Below are 14,552 nucleotides of genomic sequence, written 5' to 3'. Positions count from 1 at the left end.
TCGCCATGCCCACCGGCCGCCTCGTGCTCGGCGGGCACACTGCCTATGAGACCTCTCCACGCCCTCCTCGCCGCACTGACGGCCGTCTTCGTCGTGGTCGTCGGCCTGCCGTCCGCCGCGACCGCCGCGCCCTCCGGCTCGTCGAGCCCCTCAGCGAGCAGCTCGGCCGCGGCCGCCGACGAGGGCGAGGCCGTCGACGGCGTCACGCTGACCCTCTCTCCGGCCGCCGACGGCGTCCTCGTGCCCGGCCGCGACCTCACGTTCGACGTCACCGTGCGCAACGCGAGCGACACCGACGTCGCGGCCGGGGTCGCCCGCGTCTACCTCGACCGCGGCGCCTTCGCGACGCGCGGCAAGCTCGCCAGCTGGCTGCGGCCCGACTCGACCTCCGGCTCCGACTACCTCGGCTCGTACCTCACCCGCGTCGACGTGCCCGCGGTGGCGGCGGGCTCGACCCAGACCGTGGCCTCGGTCACCGTCGCGGCCGCCGACGTCGGCCTCGACGGCTTCACCTGGGGCGCCCGCGCCCTGGGGGCCCGGCTGCTCGACGACGACGGCGAGGAGGTCGCCCAGACGCGCAGCAGCGTCGTGTGGTTCCCCGGCGAGTCGTTCCAGCCCACCCGCCTCGCGGTCGCCGTGCCGATCACGACGCCCGAGACCGAGAACGGCGTGCTCGACGCCGCGGCCCTCGCCTCGTACACGTCCGTCGACGGCACGCTCACGCGGCAGCTCCGGGCCGTCCAGGGCACGGGCGCCGTGGTGGCCGTCGACCCGATGATCATCGCGTCGATCCGCCTGCTCGGCAGCTCCGCGCCTCCCTCGGCCCTCTCCTGGCTCGACCAGCTGCAGTCGTCGGGGCTCGAGTCGTTCCCCCTCACCTGGGCCGACGCCGACGTCGCCGCCCTCAGCCAGGCGGGCGCCGCCTCCCTGCCCGTGCCCCTCTCGCTCGACCCGCTGATCGACCCGTCGCTCTTCGCCGAGGGCGACGACACCGGGTCTCCCGCCCCCGCGCCCACGACCGAGGTCGAGACCGCGCCCTCGAGCGCGGGCGACCCGTCGACCCCGACCGAGGGCGACGCGGGCCAGGGCGACGCCGGCCACGGAGGCGCGGGTGACGACGCCGGGGCCGGCACCGACCCCGGCGGGCAGGCTCCCGGTGCCGGCGAGCAGCCGGGCGACGGCACGACGGCCCCGCCCCTCCCGACCACGGAGTCGCTGCTGAGCTGGCCGTGGAGCCACACCGGCGTCGTCTGGCCGGTCGACGACTCCGCCGTCGCGGCCGACCTCGACGTCTGGACGGCGTCGGGCGCCACCAGCACGATCCTGTCGAGCTCGAACGTCGACGGCTCGACCGACTCGACCGAGAACGCGGCGGTCGACCTCGGCGGGCGGACGGGCCTCGTCTCCGACGACTCCCTCACCGCGCTGGTCGGCCAGGCCGCGGGCGCCTCCGACGACGCCACCTGGGCCGCCGCCGTGGCCGAGCTCTCGGCGAGCGTCGCGACCGTCGCCCGTGAGCGGCCGAGCGACGCGCGCACCCTGCTCACCGCCCTCGACCGCGACTGGGCGGCCCAGGGCCCCTACCTGCACCAGACGCTCGTCGCCCTGGCCGGCCTGCCCTGGACGACGACGGTCGGCCTCGGCGACGCCCTCGACGCACCGCAGACGGGCGCCGTCGTCGTCGACCGCGCGGAGGACGCCACGCGGGTCACGCAGATGCGCACCCTGCTCGCCGCCGACCAGCGCGTCGTCGACCTCGGCACCGCACTCGAGCAGCCGGAGACCGTCACGGCCGCCGTCCGCCTGCGCCTGCTCGGCCTCGCCTCGCAGTCGTGGCGCGACAACACCGAGGGCCTCGCCAGCGAGGTCGCGGTGGCCGACTCGGAGGCGAGCACGACCGCCGGGCTCGTCTCCGTCGTGCGGGGCAGCGACCAGCTCATCCTCGGCGACCGCTCGTCGATGCCGTTGTACGTCGAGAACGGCACGACCTCCACGGCGACCGTCTACGTCACGGTGAGGCCCTCGAACTCCATCCTGTCCGTCGAGGAGGTCGGCATCCCGGTCACCGTCCAGGCCCAGTCGCAGGTCCGCGTGCGCGTGCCCGTGCAGTCGGTGGCCAACGGCACCGTCTCGGCCAGCATCACGCTCGCCAGCGCCACCGGCGCCGTCATCGGCGCCCCGAGCACCGTCCAGGTCAACGTGCAGGCCGGGTGGGAGACCGCGTTGACGTGGGTCTTCGCGGTCGGCTTCGTGCTGCTCTTCGGCGGCGGGCTGTACCGCACCTTCCGGAAGCGCCGCCGCGCCCGTGAGGGGCTCGGCGGGGCGGACGGCGCTGAGGGCCTCGAGCCCGTCACGGCCGACGGCCCCGCCTCCGCCGACCCCGCCGACGGACGGGCGGGCCGCTCGTGAGCGGGCAGGCCGGCCTCGGGCGCGCGAGCGTGCTCCTGGCCTCCGGCACGATGGTGTCGCGCGTCCTCGGCTTCGTGAAGACCGCGGTGCTCGCGGCCGCGATCGGGCAGACCGCCAGCCGGGCCGCCGACTCCTTCGCCCTGGCGAACCAGCTGCCCAACAACATCTACGCGCTGATCGCCGGCGGCCTGCTCAGCGCCGTCCTGGTGCCCCAGATCGTCCGGGCCGCGACCCACGACGACGACGGGGGCCAGCGCTTCATCAACAAGGTGGTCACGCTCGGCACGATGCTCTTCGCCGTGGTCGGCCTGCTCGGCACCCTCCTCGCGCCCGTGCTCGTGCGGATCTACGCGCAGCAGGCCAACTCGTCCGGCCAGGGGGGTTACACCTCCGACTCGCTGGCGCTGGCGACCGCGTTCGCGTACTGGTGCCTCCCCCAGATCTTCTTCTACGCGATGTACTCGCTGCTCAGCGAGGTGCTCAACGCCCGCCAGGTGTTCGGCCCCTTCACCTGGGCGCCCGTGATCAACAACGTCGTGGCCATCGCGGGCCTCGTCGTCTTCATGGTCGCCTTCGGCGGCGCCGGTGAGAACTCGCTGGTCGACGTCTGGACCCCGGGGCGCATCACCCTCCTCGCCGGCACGGCCACCCTCGGCGTGCTCGCCCAGGCCGGGTTCCTGCTGCTGTTCTGGCGCCGCGCAGGGCTGACGTACCGCCCCGACTTCCGTTGGCGCGGGGTGGGCCTCGGCGCCACGGGCAAGGCCGCGGGCTGGCTCTTCGGCATGGTGCTCGTGACGCAGCTGGCCGGCCTGGTGCAGAGCCGCGTGGCCTCCGAGGGCAGCGGCACCGGCGCCTCCAACGCCGTCCTCGCGAACGCGTGGCTGCTCTTCATGCTCCCGCACGGCATCGTCGCGGTGTCGATCGCGACCGCGTACTTCACCCGCATGAGCGGCCACGCCTCGCGCGGCGACCTCCGCTCGGTGCGCGTCGACCTCTCGCAGTCGCTCCGCACCATCGGCATGTTCATGGTGTTCGCGACGGTCGCGATGTGCGTGGTTGCCTACCCCTTCGCGAGCTTCTTCGAGAGCACCTTCCGCGGCGCCGGCCAGATGGCCCAGGTCATCGTCGGATTCATGCCGGGGCTCGTGCTGTTCAGCGTGCTGTTCGTCGTGCAGCGGGTCTTCTACGCCCTCCACGACCAGCGCACGCCGTTCTTCATGCAGCTCGTGCAGTCGGGCATCTTCGTCGTCGGCACGCTCGTCGCCTCGGCCGTCGTGCCCGACGACCGGATCGCCGTCGCCATCGCGGTCACGACCTCGATCGCGGGCTCGGCGCAGACCGTCGTCGCGCTCGTGCTCGTCAAGCGGCGCCTCGGCGGCATCGACGGCCGGTGGGTGCTGCGCCGCTACGTCCAGTACGCGTTCTTCTCGCTCCTCGCCGGCGTCGTCGGCCTCCTCGTCGTCACCGGCCTCGGGGGTTTCGTCGCCGACGGCTTCGCTCACTCGAGCCGGATCGCCGGGCTGGCCACCGTCGTGGTGGCCGCGGGCGTCATGGCGCTCGTCTACTTCGGCCTGCTCGCGCTGATCCGCCTGCCCGAGCTCGTCGAGCTGCTGTCGCCGGTGCTGCGTCGCCTCGCGCCGCTCGCCGGCAAGCTGCGCCGACGCTGACGCGGACCCTCCCCGGGGGCTGCACCGCGCCTCCCCGGAGCCCTCTCCGGAGGACTCCGCCGCGCCTCCTGGACGCCCTCTGGGAGGGGGCCCGGGGCGGGGAATGCCCCGCCGCTAGGATGCGTTTGATCAGACGGTCCAGGGAGACAGCAGGGGCCCCGCGGCCCCGACGGTTCGATCCCACCCCATCCAGAACGTTCCTCGAGGAAGGTGCTCATGCGCCAGATCATCATCATCGGCTCCGGCCCCGCCGGCTACACGGCCGGCATCTACGCGGCCCGTGCCGGTCTCGAGCCCCTCATCGTCGCCAGTTCCGTCGAGGCGGGCGGTGAGCTCATGAAGACCACCGAGGTCGAGAACTTCCCCGGGTTCCCCGACGGCATCCAGGGCCCCGAGCTCATGTTCAAGCTGCAGGAACAGGCCGAGAAGTTCGGCGCCGAGGTGCTGCTCGACGACGTCACCAGCGTCGACCTGACGGGCGACGTCAAGAGGGTCACGCTCGGCAGCGGCGCCGTCGAGGAGGCCGTGTCGGTCATCTTCGCCACGGGCAGCGCCTACCGCAAGCTCGGCCTCGCCGACGAGGAGCGCCTGAGCGGCCGCGGCGTCAGCTGGTGCGCCACGTGCGACGGCTTCTTCTTCAAGCAGAAGGAGATCGCGGTCGTCGGCGGCGGCGACTCCGCGATGGAGGAGGCGACCTTCCTCACGCGCTTCGCGAGCAAGGTGTACGTCATCCACCGCTCCGAGTCGCTGCGCGCCTCGAAGATCATGCAGCAGCGTGCCCTCGACAACCCGAAGATCGAGTTCCTGTTCAACAAGCAGGTCACGGCCATCCTCGGCGGCGAGAAGGCCACCGGCGTGCAGCTCACCGACACCGTCGAGGGCGGCACCAGCGAGCTCGAGCTCGACGGCCTGTTCATCGCGATCGGCAACGACCCGCGCGTGCACCTCGTGCACGGCCAGCTCGACCTGACCAGCGACGGCACCATCGCCGTCGAGGGCCGCAGCTCGAAGACCAACCTGCGCGGCGTCTTCGCCGCGGGCGACGTCATCGACGCGACGTACCGCCAGGCGGCCACCGCCGCCGGGTCGGGCGTCGTCGCGGCGCTCGACGCCGAGCACTTCCTCGCCAGCCTCGACCAGACCTTTCTAGCCGAGCACACCGACGGCGCCGCCGAGGGGATCGACACGGCCGAGTCCGTGGCCGTCTGACCCTCGCGCACCCCCCTGAACCACACGACGAAAGGAACCACCATGAGCACCGCCAAGGCAGTCACCGACGCGTCCTTCGAGGCCGACGTCCTCAAGTCCGACAAGACGATCCTGGTCGACTTCTGGGCCGAGTGGTGCGGCCCGTGCCGCGCGGTCTCGCCCATCCTCGACCAGATCGCGGCCGAGAACTCGGGCAAGATCGAGATCGTCAAGCTCAACGTCGACGACAACCCGCAGACCGCCATGCAGTACCAGATCACGTCGATCCCGGCGATGAAGGTCTACCAGGGCGGCCAGGTCGTCAAGACCGTCATCGGCGCCAAGCCCAAGCCGGCCCTCGAGGCCGACCTGGCGGAGTTCCTCGCGTAGTCGACACCCTCGACAGCACCCCGAGAGCCCGCCCAGCACACCCGCTGGGCGGGCTCTCGCCGTACCCGGCGGCCTCCGGGCATATCCTGAACCGCACCACCCCCGACAGACAGGGACGCAGATGACGAACAAGGGCACCAACCTCGACCCGTGGTACGACTCGTACGCCGACCGTACGGCCGGCCTGAGCGCCTCCGAGGTCCGAGCCCTGTTCGCCGTCGCCAGCCGCCCCGAGGTGGTCTCCCTGGCCGGCGGCATGCCCTTCGTCTCCGCGCTGCCCCGTGAGCTCGTCACAGGCGCCATCGACCGCGTCATGTCGCAGAACGGCGGGGCCATGGCCCTGCAGTACGGCTCGGGCCAGGGCACCCCGGCGATCCGCGAGCACATCATGCAGATCATGGCGATGGAGGGCATCCGCGGCAGCGCCGACGACGTCGTCGTGACGACCGGCTCGCAGCAGGCGCTCGACCTCGTCACGCGGCTCTTCGTCAACCCGGGCGACGTCGTGCTCGCCGAGTCGCCGAGCTACGTGGGCGCCCTGGGCGTCTTCAAGGCCTACCAGGCCGACGTCGCGCACGTGGCGACCGACTCGGAGGGCCTCGTGCCGGAGGCGCTGCGGGAGACGATCGCCGCGGTGCGGTCCCAGGGGCGCACCATCAAGTTCCTCTACACGATCCCGAACTTCCACAACCCGGCGGGCGTCACGCTCACGTGGGCGCGGCGGCTCGAGATCCTCGAGATCTGCCGCGACGCCGGCATCCTCGTGCTGGAGGACAACCCCTACGGCCTCCTGTACTTCGACCAGCCGGCGCCGCAGGCGATGCGCTCGGTCGACGACGAGGGCGTCATCTACCTCGGGTCGTTCTCGAAGACCCTCGCCCCCGGCTTCCGGGTCGGCTGGGCCCTCGCGCCGCACGCCATCCGCGAGAAGCTCATCCTCGCCAACGAGTCGGCGACGCTCTCGCCCAACTCGTTCGGGCAGTTCGTCATCACGGAGTACCTCGACCAGGCCGACTGGAGGGCCCAGATCGAGACGTTCCGCGGTCTCTACCGGGAGCGTCGCGACGCCATGCTCTCGGCTCTGGGGGAGTACCTCCCCCAGCTCAGCTGGACGGAGCCCGACGGCGGCTTCTTCGTCTGGGTCACCCTGCCCGAGCAGCTCGACTCGAAGGCCATGCTGCCCCGTGCGGTCAAGGAGCTCGTCGCGTACACGCCCGGCACCGCGTTCTTCGCCGACGGGGGCGGTCGCCAGAACATCCGCCTCTCCTTCTGCTACCCGACGCCCGAGGCGATCCGCACGGGCGTGGCCCGGCTCGCCACCGTGGTGAACGGCGAGCTCGACCTGCTCGCGACGTTCTCCTCGGCCTCGCTCGGGGCGCCCTCGGTGCTGCGCCAGGGCGTCACGATGCCGCCCCCCAACATCTCCTGACCAGGGATTTAATCGATGATTGCGCCGTGGGCCGTGAAGGCCATCCCACCGGCTTGGGCCTGAGCGCCTCGACCCCGTCAGCCACGCCGTCACGTCCTCACCGAGCCACGACCTCACGCACGACCCCAGGGGAGAACCCATGACCACCAACGCCATCCACACCGTGACCGTCCTCGCCGGCGGCATCTCGCACGAGCGCGACGTGAGCCTGAGGTCGGGGAGGCGCGTGGTCGACAGCCTCGCCGCCAACGGCATCGAGGTGGAGCTCCGCGACCCCGACGCCTCCCTCCTCGCGCACCTCACGTCCGACCGTCCCGACGTGATCTGGCCGGCCCTGCACGGTGCCTCCGGCGAGGACGGCGCCCTGCGGGGCCTCCTCGAGGCCCTCGACATCCCCTTCGTCGGCAGCACCTCGGCCGCCGCCCGTCTCGCCTGGGACAAGCCGACCGCCAAGGAGCTCGCGCGTCGCGTCGGGGTCAGGACTCCCCGCGGCATCACCCTCTCGCACGACGCCTTCCGGGAGCTCGGGGCGGCCGGCGTCCTGGCCGCCATCGCCGAGGAGCACCCGGTGCCGGTGGTCGTGAAGCCCGCCCGCGGCGGGTCGGCGCAGGGAGTCACGGTGGTCGATGAGCCCGGCGGCCTCCCCCGCGCCATGGTCGACGCGTACACGTACTGCGACGACGTCATCGTCGAGCAGAAGATCACCGGCACCGAGATCGCCGTCGGGGTGATCGACACCGGCGACGGCCCCGTCGCCCTCCCTGCCGTGGAGATCGTGCCCCGATCAGGGACATACGGGTTCGAGGCGCGCTACAACGCAGGGGAGACGACGTTCTACACGCCGGCCCGGCTGGACGCGGCAGCGGGGGAGGCGGCCGCTGCGGCAGCCGTCGCGGTCCACGAAGCACTGGGCCTCCGCCACCTCTCCCGGGTCGACCTCATCGTCGACGCCACGGGCACCCCGTGGTTCCTCGAGGTGAACGTCCTCCCCGGGCTCACCGAGACGTCACTCGTACCGATGGCCCTGGACGCAGCGGGTTACGAACTCGGGCTCGTCTACGCGGCCCTCGCCGAGAAGGCCGTCCGCGACCACGGCTGACCGTCACCCATGAACGGCCCGCAGCCTGCTTCAGGGTGCGGGTCGTTTCACGTGGAACACGGTGCTTCCGCGCGGCCCCGGTCGAGCGGGTGAACGGTGAGCCCTCAGATCAGCCCATGAACAAGGTGACGCGCTGGCCGCCGTCCATGCTGTCTACGTCACAAAGTGTAGATCAATCCGGACAGCCGTCAGCGAGACACGCGTCGCCGTGCTCATCCTGGCGGGCATCGACAGCTGGGGAGGGCGAACGACCTGTGTGGTGAATAGCCTCATGACGCAGTCCTGCACGAGAGTACGACCTGTGGTCCGCGATCGCCACGGTCCGGGCTCATGTGTGTCTGCGCGTCCGCATGCGGCGGAAATCGACCTGGGCGTCGGGACTGATCCGTGTCCGTGCGTCCGCACGCGGCGTAGATCGACGTGGGCGTGACGGCCCGGCGACGCAATGCCGGGGAGTCCGACCGCACGCCGATGCCGCGGCCTCATAGTGGACCGTACTTCTGCCGCCGACATCGGTTCTGCGGGGAACCGTGCCCGTTCCACGTGAAACCTCATCATCGCCCACGCTGCGAGACGTGGATTAAGAGCTGCAACCCCCCGCTCTCTCCTCACCCGACGGCTTACGAGAGCAAGACCGCCCCGCTCACCCCCACACCCCCACCCAGCGTTCCACGTGAAACGCCCCTCTCGACGAGAGGGGCGTCACACAGACCAGAACCGACTATTCCTGGGCGAACGGATCTTGCCCCAGCGCAGCGAGGATGCGATTCAGATCCTGCATGGAGGCGAAGTCGATGGAGATCGAACCCTTGCGGGCCCCGAGTCGCACCTTGACCTTCGTGTCGAGCGCATCGCCGAGGTTCTCCGCCACCTCGTCGAGGTGGGCCTGGTGCTTGCCGACCGCGGCGCGCGTGGACCGGGGCTTGCTGCTCCCACCCGCCGCGATCGCCTCGGCAGCTCGAACAGACAGGTCCTCGTTCACGATCTTGTCTGCGAGACGCTCCATCAGGAGCGAGTCGCCGGTCGACAGGATGGCCCGCGCGTGGCCGGCCGAGAGGACGCCCGACGCGACCCGACGCTGCACCGACGCCGGCAGGCGCAGCAGGCGGAGAGTGTTGCTGATCTGCGGTCGGCTCCGACCGATGCGGTTGGCGAGCTCGTCCTGCGTGATGCCGAAATCCGCGAGGAGTTGCTGATAGGCGGACGCTTCTTCGAGCGGGTTCAGCTCGGCGCGGTGCAGGTTCTCGAGCAGCGCGTCCCGCAGCATCGACTCGTCCGCGGTGTCCTTGACGATGGCGGGGATGGTGGCCAGGCCGAGCTGCTTCGTCGCCCGGAGCCTGCGCTCGCCCATGACGAGCTCGTACTGCACGTCCGTCGTCTCGCGGGAAGCGCCCTTGCCCTTGCCGCGCGGAGCCGCCGGCAGAGGCCGGACGACGATGGGCTGCAGGACGCCCACCTCGCGGATGCTCGTGACCAGCTCCGCGAGCTCCTCCTCGCGGAACTCCGTCCGGGGCTGCTGCGCGTTGGGCAGGATGTCGAGTGGGTTGAGGTTCGCCAGCCGAGCACCGGGGACGGCGACGAGCTCCTCGGCCGTCTGCTGCGCGGTCGGGAAGAACACGTCGACGGGCCGGTCCTGTGACTCGTCGGCGACGGGGATGAGGGCGCCGATGCCACGGCCGAGCCCTGTTCTCTTGGTTGCCACTACTGGGGTGCTCCTCGGCGCGCTAGTTCGGCTGCCGCCTCGAGGTACGAGATGGAGCCCGGTGAGTTGGTGTCGTAGCTGATGACGGTCTGCCCGTAGCCGGGTGCCTCGCTGATGCGGACCGAACGGGGGATGAGCGTCTGCAGGGCCTCGGCGGGGAAGTGCTCGCGCACGTCGGCGACGACCTGCTGCGCCAGGTTCGTCCGGCCGTCGTACATCGTCAGCAGGATGCTGGAGACCTTGAGGGCCGGGTTGAGGTGCTTCTCGATCAACTGGATGTTCCGGAGGAGCTGGCTCAGGCCCTCCAGCGCGTAGTACTCGCACTGGATGGGGATGAGGACCTCACTGGCAGCCACGAACGCGTTGATCGTGAGCAGGCCCAGCGACGGCGGGCAGTCGATGAAGACGTAGTCGAAGCGCTCACCAGCCGCCTCGGTCTGCTCGAGGTACGTGTCGAGAGCCCGACGGAGCCGCTGCTCGCGGGCGACGAGGGAGACGAGCTCGATCTCCGCACCGGCGAGGTGGATGGTGGCAGGGATGCAGTACAGCGCCTCGAACTCCGGGGTCTTCTGCACGACGTCGGCGACGTCGCCCTCGCCGACGATGACGTCGTAGACGCTGGGGGTCTCTGCCCGATGCTCGACCCCGAGCGCCGTCGAGGCGTTGCCCTGCGGGTCCAGGTCGATGACGAGCACACGTGCCCCGCTGCGGGCCAGCGCGGCTGCCAGGTTCACGGTCGTCGTCGTCTTGCCGACTCCGCCCTTCTGGTTGGAGACCGTCAGGACCCTGGTCTTGGCCGGTGCGGGAAGAGGCTCCTTGGAGAGCGCTCGCTTCCGCCGGTTGAGGTCAGCGAGTTCCCGGGCGAGGGGAGTGCTGTTGTCGAACTCCGTGGAGGAACTCACCGATCTGATCTCCTGCTCGCCATGTTTCACGTGGAACGGTGGTCGACTCGAGACGGTCGACGCCTCCGGTCGCGGGTGGGAACAGCGACTCGTGTCGGCCCCCGGTCGAGCAGCACCGCCGTCGACCACGGTCAACTCTAGCTCGTCGATCCCACCCGACGGAGGTCCCGAGCGGGGTGTCCCCAGGGTCCGGCGCGGCATCCACAGGCCAGGTGTCGAGAGATCGACGGGGCCTGTGGACGACTTTCTACACAGGCTCACCAACATGTTGGTAACTACCTCGGCCGGAACCGGTCGTGACGACAGGCACCGACGCGCATCTCAGATAAAGCCCTCGTCAAACGGTTTTTAGGAGGTACGATCCGGGTCTCGGCAGTCTGGGGCCACACAGGACTCGAGCTCAGCCGACCGCGCGACACGAGCCACCTCGCTCCCGCTCAGATCGCCTCCTGTGGAGACGGCCCCGACCGTCAGTCGAGGGTCGCGCGGAAGACGCGGGTGACCTCGGCCGGGTCGACCAGGCCGACGCCCAGTTCGAGCACCTCGACGTCGACGAGGTGAGCCTTGGCGATGGCCTTCCGGGCCGCGTCCATCTCCTGCTGCACGCGTGCCCCCTTCATCAGGAGCAGCTGGCCACCGGTCTTGACGAGCGGTGCGGTGAGCGGGATGAGCTTCGACAGCGCCGACACGGCGCGTGCCGTGACCTGGTCGAGCCAGCCGTCGAGCTCGACCTCCTCGGCGCGGGCGCGGACGACCTCCACGTTCGTGAGCCCCATGCGCTCCGCCTCGGCGATCAGCCAGTCGACCCGGCGCTCCATCGGCTCGATCAGCACGAGCGTCGCGTCGGGTCTCGCCGCGGCCAGGACGAGACCGGGCAGGCCGGCACCCGAGCCGACGTCGCCGACGCGACCGGCCGTGAGCAGCGGCGCGACGAGGCCCGAGTTGACGACGTGCCGCGTCCACAGGCGCGGCAGCTCGAGCGGCCCGATCAGGCCGAGCTCCTCGCCGTACTGAGCGAGGTCGGCCGTGTAGCGACGGACCACCTCGAGGCGGTCGCCGAAGATCTCGGCGGCGACGGCGGGTTCGGTCTCGAGCTCGGCGGTGTCGGTCATGGCGTCAGCAGGTCATCCGGTCGGGTGGGGCAGGGAGGTCAGGTCGCCGGGCAGGGTGCCGGCGCAGCACGACTAGGCGCGCGTGATGACCGTGTGGCGGTCGCGGCCTTCGCCCTCGGACTCCGAGGTGAAGCCGCGGGCGGCGACGATGTCGTGGACGAGCTTGCGCTCGTACGACGACATGGGCGGCAGCGAGGCCGCCGCGGCGCCCTCCTCGATCTTCTCGACGGCGCGGTCGACCATGGCGCCGAGCTCCTGCTCGCGCGTCGCGCGCGAGCCGCCGATGTCGAGGATGAGCCGGGAGAACTCCCCGGTCTTCGCCTGCACGGCGATGCGGGTCAGCTCCTGGAGGGCGTTGACCGTGTCGGGCTTCGAGAGCAGGCGGAGCGACCCCTCGCCCCCGGTCGAGTCGATGGAGATGTACGACCGACCGGCACGGACCTCGATGTCGATGTCGCCGTCGAAGTCGCAGATGTCGAGGAGCTCCTCGATGTAGTCGGCGGCGATCTCGCCCTCGTCGATGATCGACTGGGCGGACGGCACCGGCGAGGCCGCGGCAGCGTCGCCGACGGGCTCGCGTCGGGCCGGGGGCCCGGGGACGGCGTCGACGGCGGGAGCGGGGGAGGCGACCGGCGCGTGGGTCTCGACCCGCGCCTCCGGCGTGGCCTCGTGGTCGGCGCTCGGGCTGTCGATGTCGTTCATGTCGGTCGTCTCTCCGGGTCGGTCGGGATCACGGCGGGGAAGGTGCTGCGGCACTGCAGGGCGGAAGCGTCGGCCCGGGGAGGGCCGACGCGCTACTTCTTCGCGCCGTTCTGCTTCTTGGAGCGGTTCTTGCCGACGGGCTGCACGCGCTGGGTCGGCTTGGCGACGGCCGGGGCCGGCTCGATCTCGGTGACCGTGATGTCGCCGAGCGAGAGCCCCTTGCGCTGGGCCTTCTTCGCCAGGCGCTCCTCGCGGGCCAGGGCGGCCTCGCTGCCGGGCGTCGGCATGTTGCGGATGACGAGGAACTGCTGGGCCATGGTCCAGATGTTCGAGGTCAGCCAGTAGAACATCACGCCGAGGGGGAAGGAGAGGCCCGAGAAGACGAACACCAGGGGGAGGAAGTAGAGGAGCATGCGCTGCTGCTTGAACATGGGGCTCGCCTTGGTCTCGGGCGACATGTTCTTCGAGACGATCTGCAGCTGCGTGATGAACTGCGACGCGGTCATGACGACGACCATCGCGCCGGCGAGGAGGCGGACCTCCCACGTGGTGGCGCCGAGGAAGGTCTCCTTCAGCGGAGCGCCCCACAGGGTCGACTCGCCGAACGACGTCGAGAGGGCCTGGTTGAGCAAGCCGATGCCCACCTTGTCTTGCTGGGCGTTGTGCAGCACCGAGTACAGGCTGAAGAAGATCGGCATCTGGATCAGCAGGGGGAGGCAGGAGCTCAGCGGGTTCGTGCCGGTCTCCTTGTAGAGCGCCATCGTCTCGCGCGACATGGCCTCGCGGCTGAACTGGTCGCGCTTGCCCTTGTACTTGTCCTGGATCTTCTTCAGGCGCGGGGCGATCTCCATCATCCGACGCTGGCTCTTGATCTGCCGGACGAAGATCGGGATGAGGCAGGCCCGGACGACGAGGACGAGGCCGACGATGGAGAGCACCCAGGTGCTGCCCCAGTCGGTGCCCATGCCGGCGCCCGTGAGGACGGTGTGGAAGCTGACGAGGATCGCTTCGACGATCCACTTCAGCGGCCAGAGAACGGTACCGAGGAGGTCCATGGTGGCGGGTCAGCCCTTCCAGTGGGTCTGTGCGAGGAGGCGCGGGGGAGTCTGCGGGGCGGAGTCGGCCCGTCGAGGGACCACGAACCCGAAGGCGGTGAGGGAGTGCTTCTGCCGACGGGGCTCCGGGACGTCGTCGACGCCCCCTGCCGACCAGGGGTTGCAGCGACCGATGCGCCACGTGCCGAGGGCGACCCCGCGGACGACCCCGTGCTGCTGGATCGCCTCGAGGGCGTACCGCGAGCACGACGGGTGGTAGCGGCAGACCTCCCCGTAGAGAGGGGACACCACGGCGCGGTAGGCGCGGAGGACCACGACGCAGACGTTGCGCGGCAGGAGAGCCACGAACTGCAGTGCACCGGTCATGACCTCACGCTCTCGTCGACGACCCCCGAGATGTCCGTGAGCAGGGTAGACCACGGAACGTCGAGACTGCCTGGCAAGGCGCGGATGACCACGTCGGTGCCCGGGCTCATCGTCGGGAGCAGCTCGTGGCACACGTGCTTGAGTCGCCGTCGGACGGTGTTGCGCGCCACGGCGTTGCCGACCGTCTTGGCCACGATGAAGCCGAACCGGATCGCGTCGTCGTCTCGACGACGTCGCACGTAGACGACCGAGTGCGCCGTGCCCGACTTGCGGCCACGGCGCACTGTGTTGCGGTAGTCGTCTGCGCGGACGATCCGGTTGGCGCGGGCCAACAAGGACTAGCTACGCGGAGAGCTCGGTGCGGCCCTTGCCACGACGAGCGGCCAGGATCGCGCGGCCGGCGCGGGTGCGCATGCGGGCACGGAAGCCGTGCTTCTTGGCGCGGCGGCGGTTGTTCGGCTGGAACGTTCTCTTGCTCATGGTGTTCTCTCCGTGGGGGAAGCGGACCTGGCCTGCTGCCGTGTCCGAAGA

General features: G+C 70.8%; 14 protein-coding genes. 6 read left to right on the top strand and 8 right to left on the bottom strand.

The window, feature by feature from the left end:
- Positions 1-45 precede the first annotated feature (45 nt).
- The 6 genes from JOE43_RS03265 to JOE43_RS03240 all read left to right on the top strand — a co-directional run bounded on the left by JOE43_RS03265 (position 46) and on the right by JOE43_RS03240 (position 8,182).
- Positions 46-2,409 carry a DUF6049 family protein gene (locus tag JOE43_RS03265; RefSeq protein ID WP_209514658.1) on the top strand — a complete coding sequence of 788 codons (2,364 nt, stop codon included), beginning with the start codon at positions 46-48 and terminating at the stop codon, positions 2,407-2,409.
- On the top strand, positions 2,406-4,076 hold the full coding sequence (gene murJ / locus JOE43_RS03260; protein ID WP_307803218.1) for a murein biosynthesis integral membrane protein MurJ: 1,671 nt from the start codon (positions 2,406-2,408) through the stop codon (positions 4,074-4,076). The genes JOE43_RS03265 and murJ overlap by 4 nt, the downstream gene beginning before the upstream one ends.
- A gap of 216 nt (positions 4,077-4,292) precedes the next feature.
- A complete protein-coding gene (trxB, locus tag JOE43_RS03255; RefSeq protein WP_209514656.1) occupies positions 4,293-5,285 on the top strand; it encodes a thioredoxin-disulfide reductase in 993 nt (330 codons plus the stop codon).
- 42 nt (positions 5,286-5,327) lie between these two features.
- The gene (trxA, locus tag JOE43_RS03250) at positions 5,328-5,654 is read left to right on the top strand and encodes a thioredoxin (RefSeq protein WP_209514654.1); all 327 of its coding nucleotides are present in this window, start codon (positions 5,328-5,330) and stop codon (positions 5,652-5,654) included.
- A gap of 121 nt (positions 5,655-5,775) precedes the next feature.
- The gene (locus JOE43_RS03245; RefSeq protein ID WP_209514652.1) at positions 5,776-7,083 is read left to right on the top strand and encodes a PLP-dependent aminotransferase family protein; all 1,308 of its coding nucleotides are present in this window, start codon (positions 5,776-5,778) and stop codon (positions 7,081-7,083) included.
- 139 nt (positions 7,084-7,222) lie between these two features.
- Positions 7,223-8,182, top strand: coding sequence for a D-alanine--D-alanine ligase (locus JOE43_RS03240; RefSeq protein ID WP_209514650.1), 960 nt, complete (start codon positions 7,223-7,225; stop codon positions 8,180-8,182).
- A 721-nt stretch (positions 8,183-8,903) separates the two neighbouring features.
- Here JOE43_RS03240 and JOE43_RS03235 read toward each other — a convergent pair.
- The 8 genes from JOE43_RS03235 to rpmH all read right to left on the bottom strand — a co-directional run bounded on the left by JOE43_RS03235 (position 8,904) and on the right by rpmH (position 14,501).
- Complete coding sequence (locus tag JOE43_RS03235; RefSeq protein WP_056058147.1) at positions 8,904-9,884, bottom strand: ParB/RepB/Spo0J family partition protein; 981 nt, start codon at positions 9,882-9,884, stop codon at positions 8,904-8,906.
- The gene (locus JOE43_RS03230) at positions 9,884-10,786 is read right to left on the bottom strand and encodes a ParA family protein (RefSeq protein WP_307803217.1); all 903 of its coding nucleotides are present in this window, start codon (positions 10,784-10,786) and stop codon (positions 9,884-9,886) included. The genes JOE43_RS03235 and JOE43_RS03230 overlap by 1 nt, the downstream gene beginning before the upstream one ends.
- Before the next feature lie 470 nt (positions 10,787-11,256).
- Positions 11,257-11,898 (bottom strand): 16S rRNA (guanine(527)-N(7))-methyltransferase RsmG, encoded by a 642-nt coding sequence (gene rsmG / locus JOE43_RS03225; RefSeq protein WP_209514648.1) that lies wholly within the window; start codon positions 11,896-11,898, stop codon positions 11,257-11,259.
- Between the two features lie 72 nt (positions 11,899-11,970).
- Positions 11,971-12,600: a R3H domain-containing nucleic acid-binding protein gene (locus JOE43_RS03220; RefSeq protein ID WP_209514645.1), complete on the bottom strand. Its 630-nt coding sequence runs from the start codon at positions 12,598-12,600 to the stop codon at positions 11,971-11,973.
- A gap of 92 nt (positions 12,601-12,692) precedes the next feature.
- Positions 12,693-13,655 (bottom strand): membrane protein insertase YidC, encoded by a 963-nt coding sequence (gene yidC / locus JOE43_RS03215; RefSeq protein WP_209514643.1) that lies wholly within the window; start codon positions 13,653-13,655, stop codon positions 12,693-12,695.
- 9 nt (positions 13,656-13,664) lie between these two features.
- The gene (gene yidD, locus JOE43_RS03210; RefSeq protein ID WP_209514641.1) at positions 13,665-14,021 is read right to left on the bottom strand and encodes a membrane protein insertion efficiency factor YidD; all 357 of its coding nucleotides are present in this window, start codon (positions 14,019-14,021) and stop codon (positions 13,665-13,667) included.
- Complete coding sequence (gene rnpA, locus JOE43_RS03205; RefSeq protein WP_235491293.1) at positions 14,018-14,353, bottom strand: ribonuclease P protein component; 336 nt, start codon at positions 14,351-14,353, stop codon at positions 14,018-14,020. The genes yidD and rnpA overlap by 4 nt, the downstream gene beginning before the upstream one ends.
- Before the next feature lie 10 nt (positions 14,354-14,363).
- Complete coding sequence (gene rpmH, locus JOE43_RS03200) at positions 14,364-14,501, bottom strand: 50S ribosomal protein L34 (protein ID WP_043595303.1); 138 nt, start codon at positions 14,499-14,501, stop codon at positions 14,364-14,366.
- Positions 14,502-14,552 lie beyond the last annotated feature (51 nt).

This window comes from Frigoribacterium sp. PvP121 (genome assembly GCF_017833115.1).
GTDB classification, from domain to species: Bacteria; Actinomycetota; Actinomycetes; order Actinomycetales; family Microbacteriaceae; genus Frigoribacterium; species Frigoribacterium endophyticum.
The sequence above is the reverse complement of the archived record's forward strand: the minus strand, read 5'-3'. Positions and strand labels throughout refer to the sequence as shown.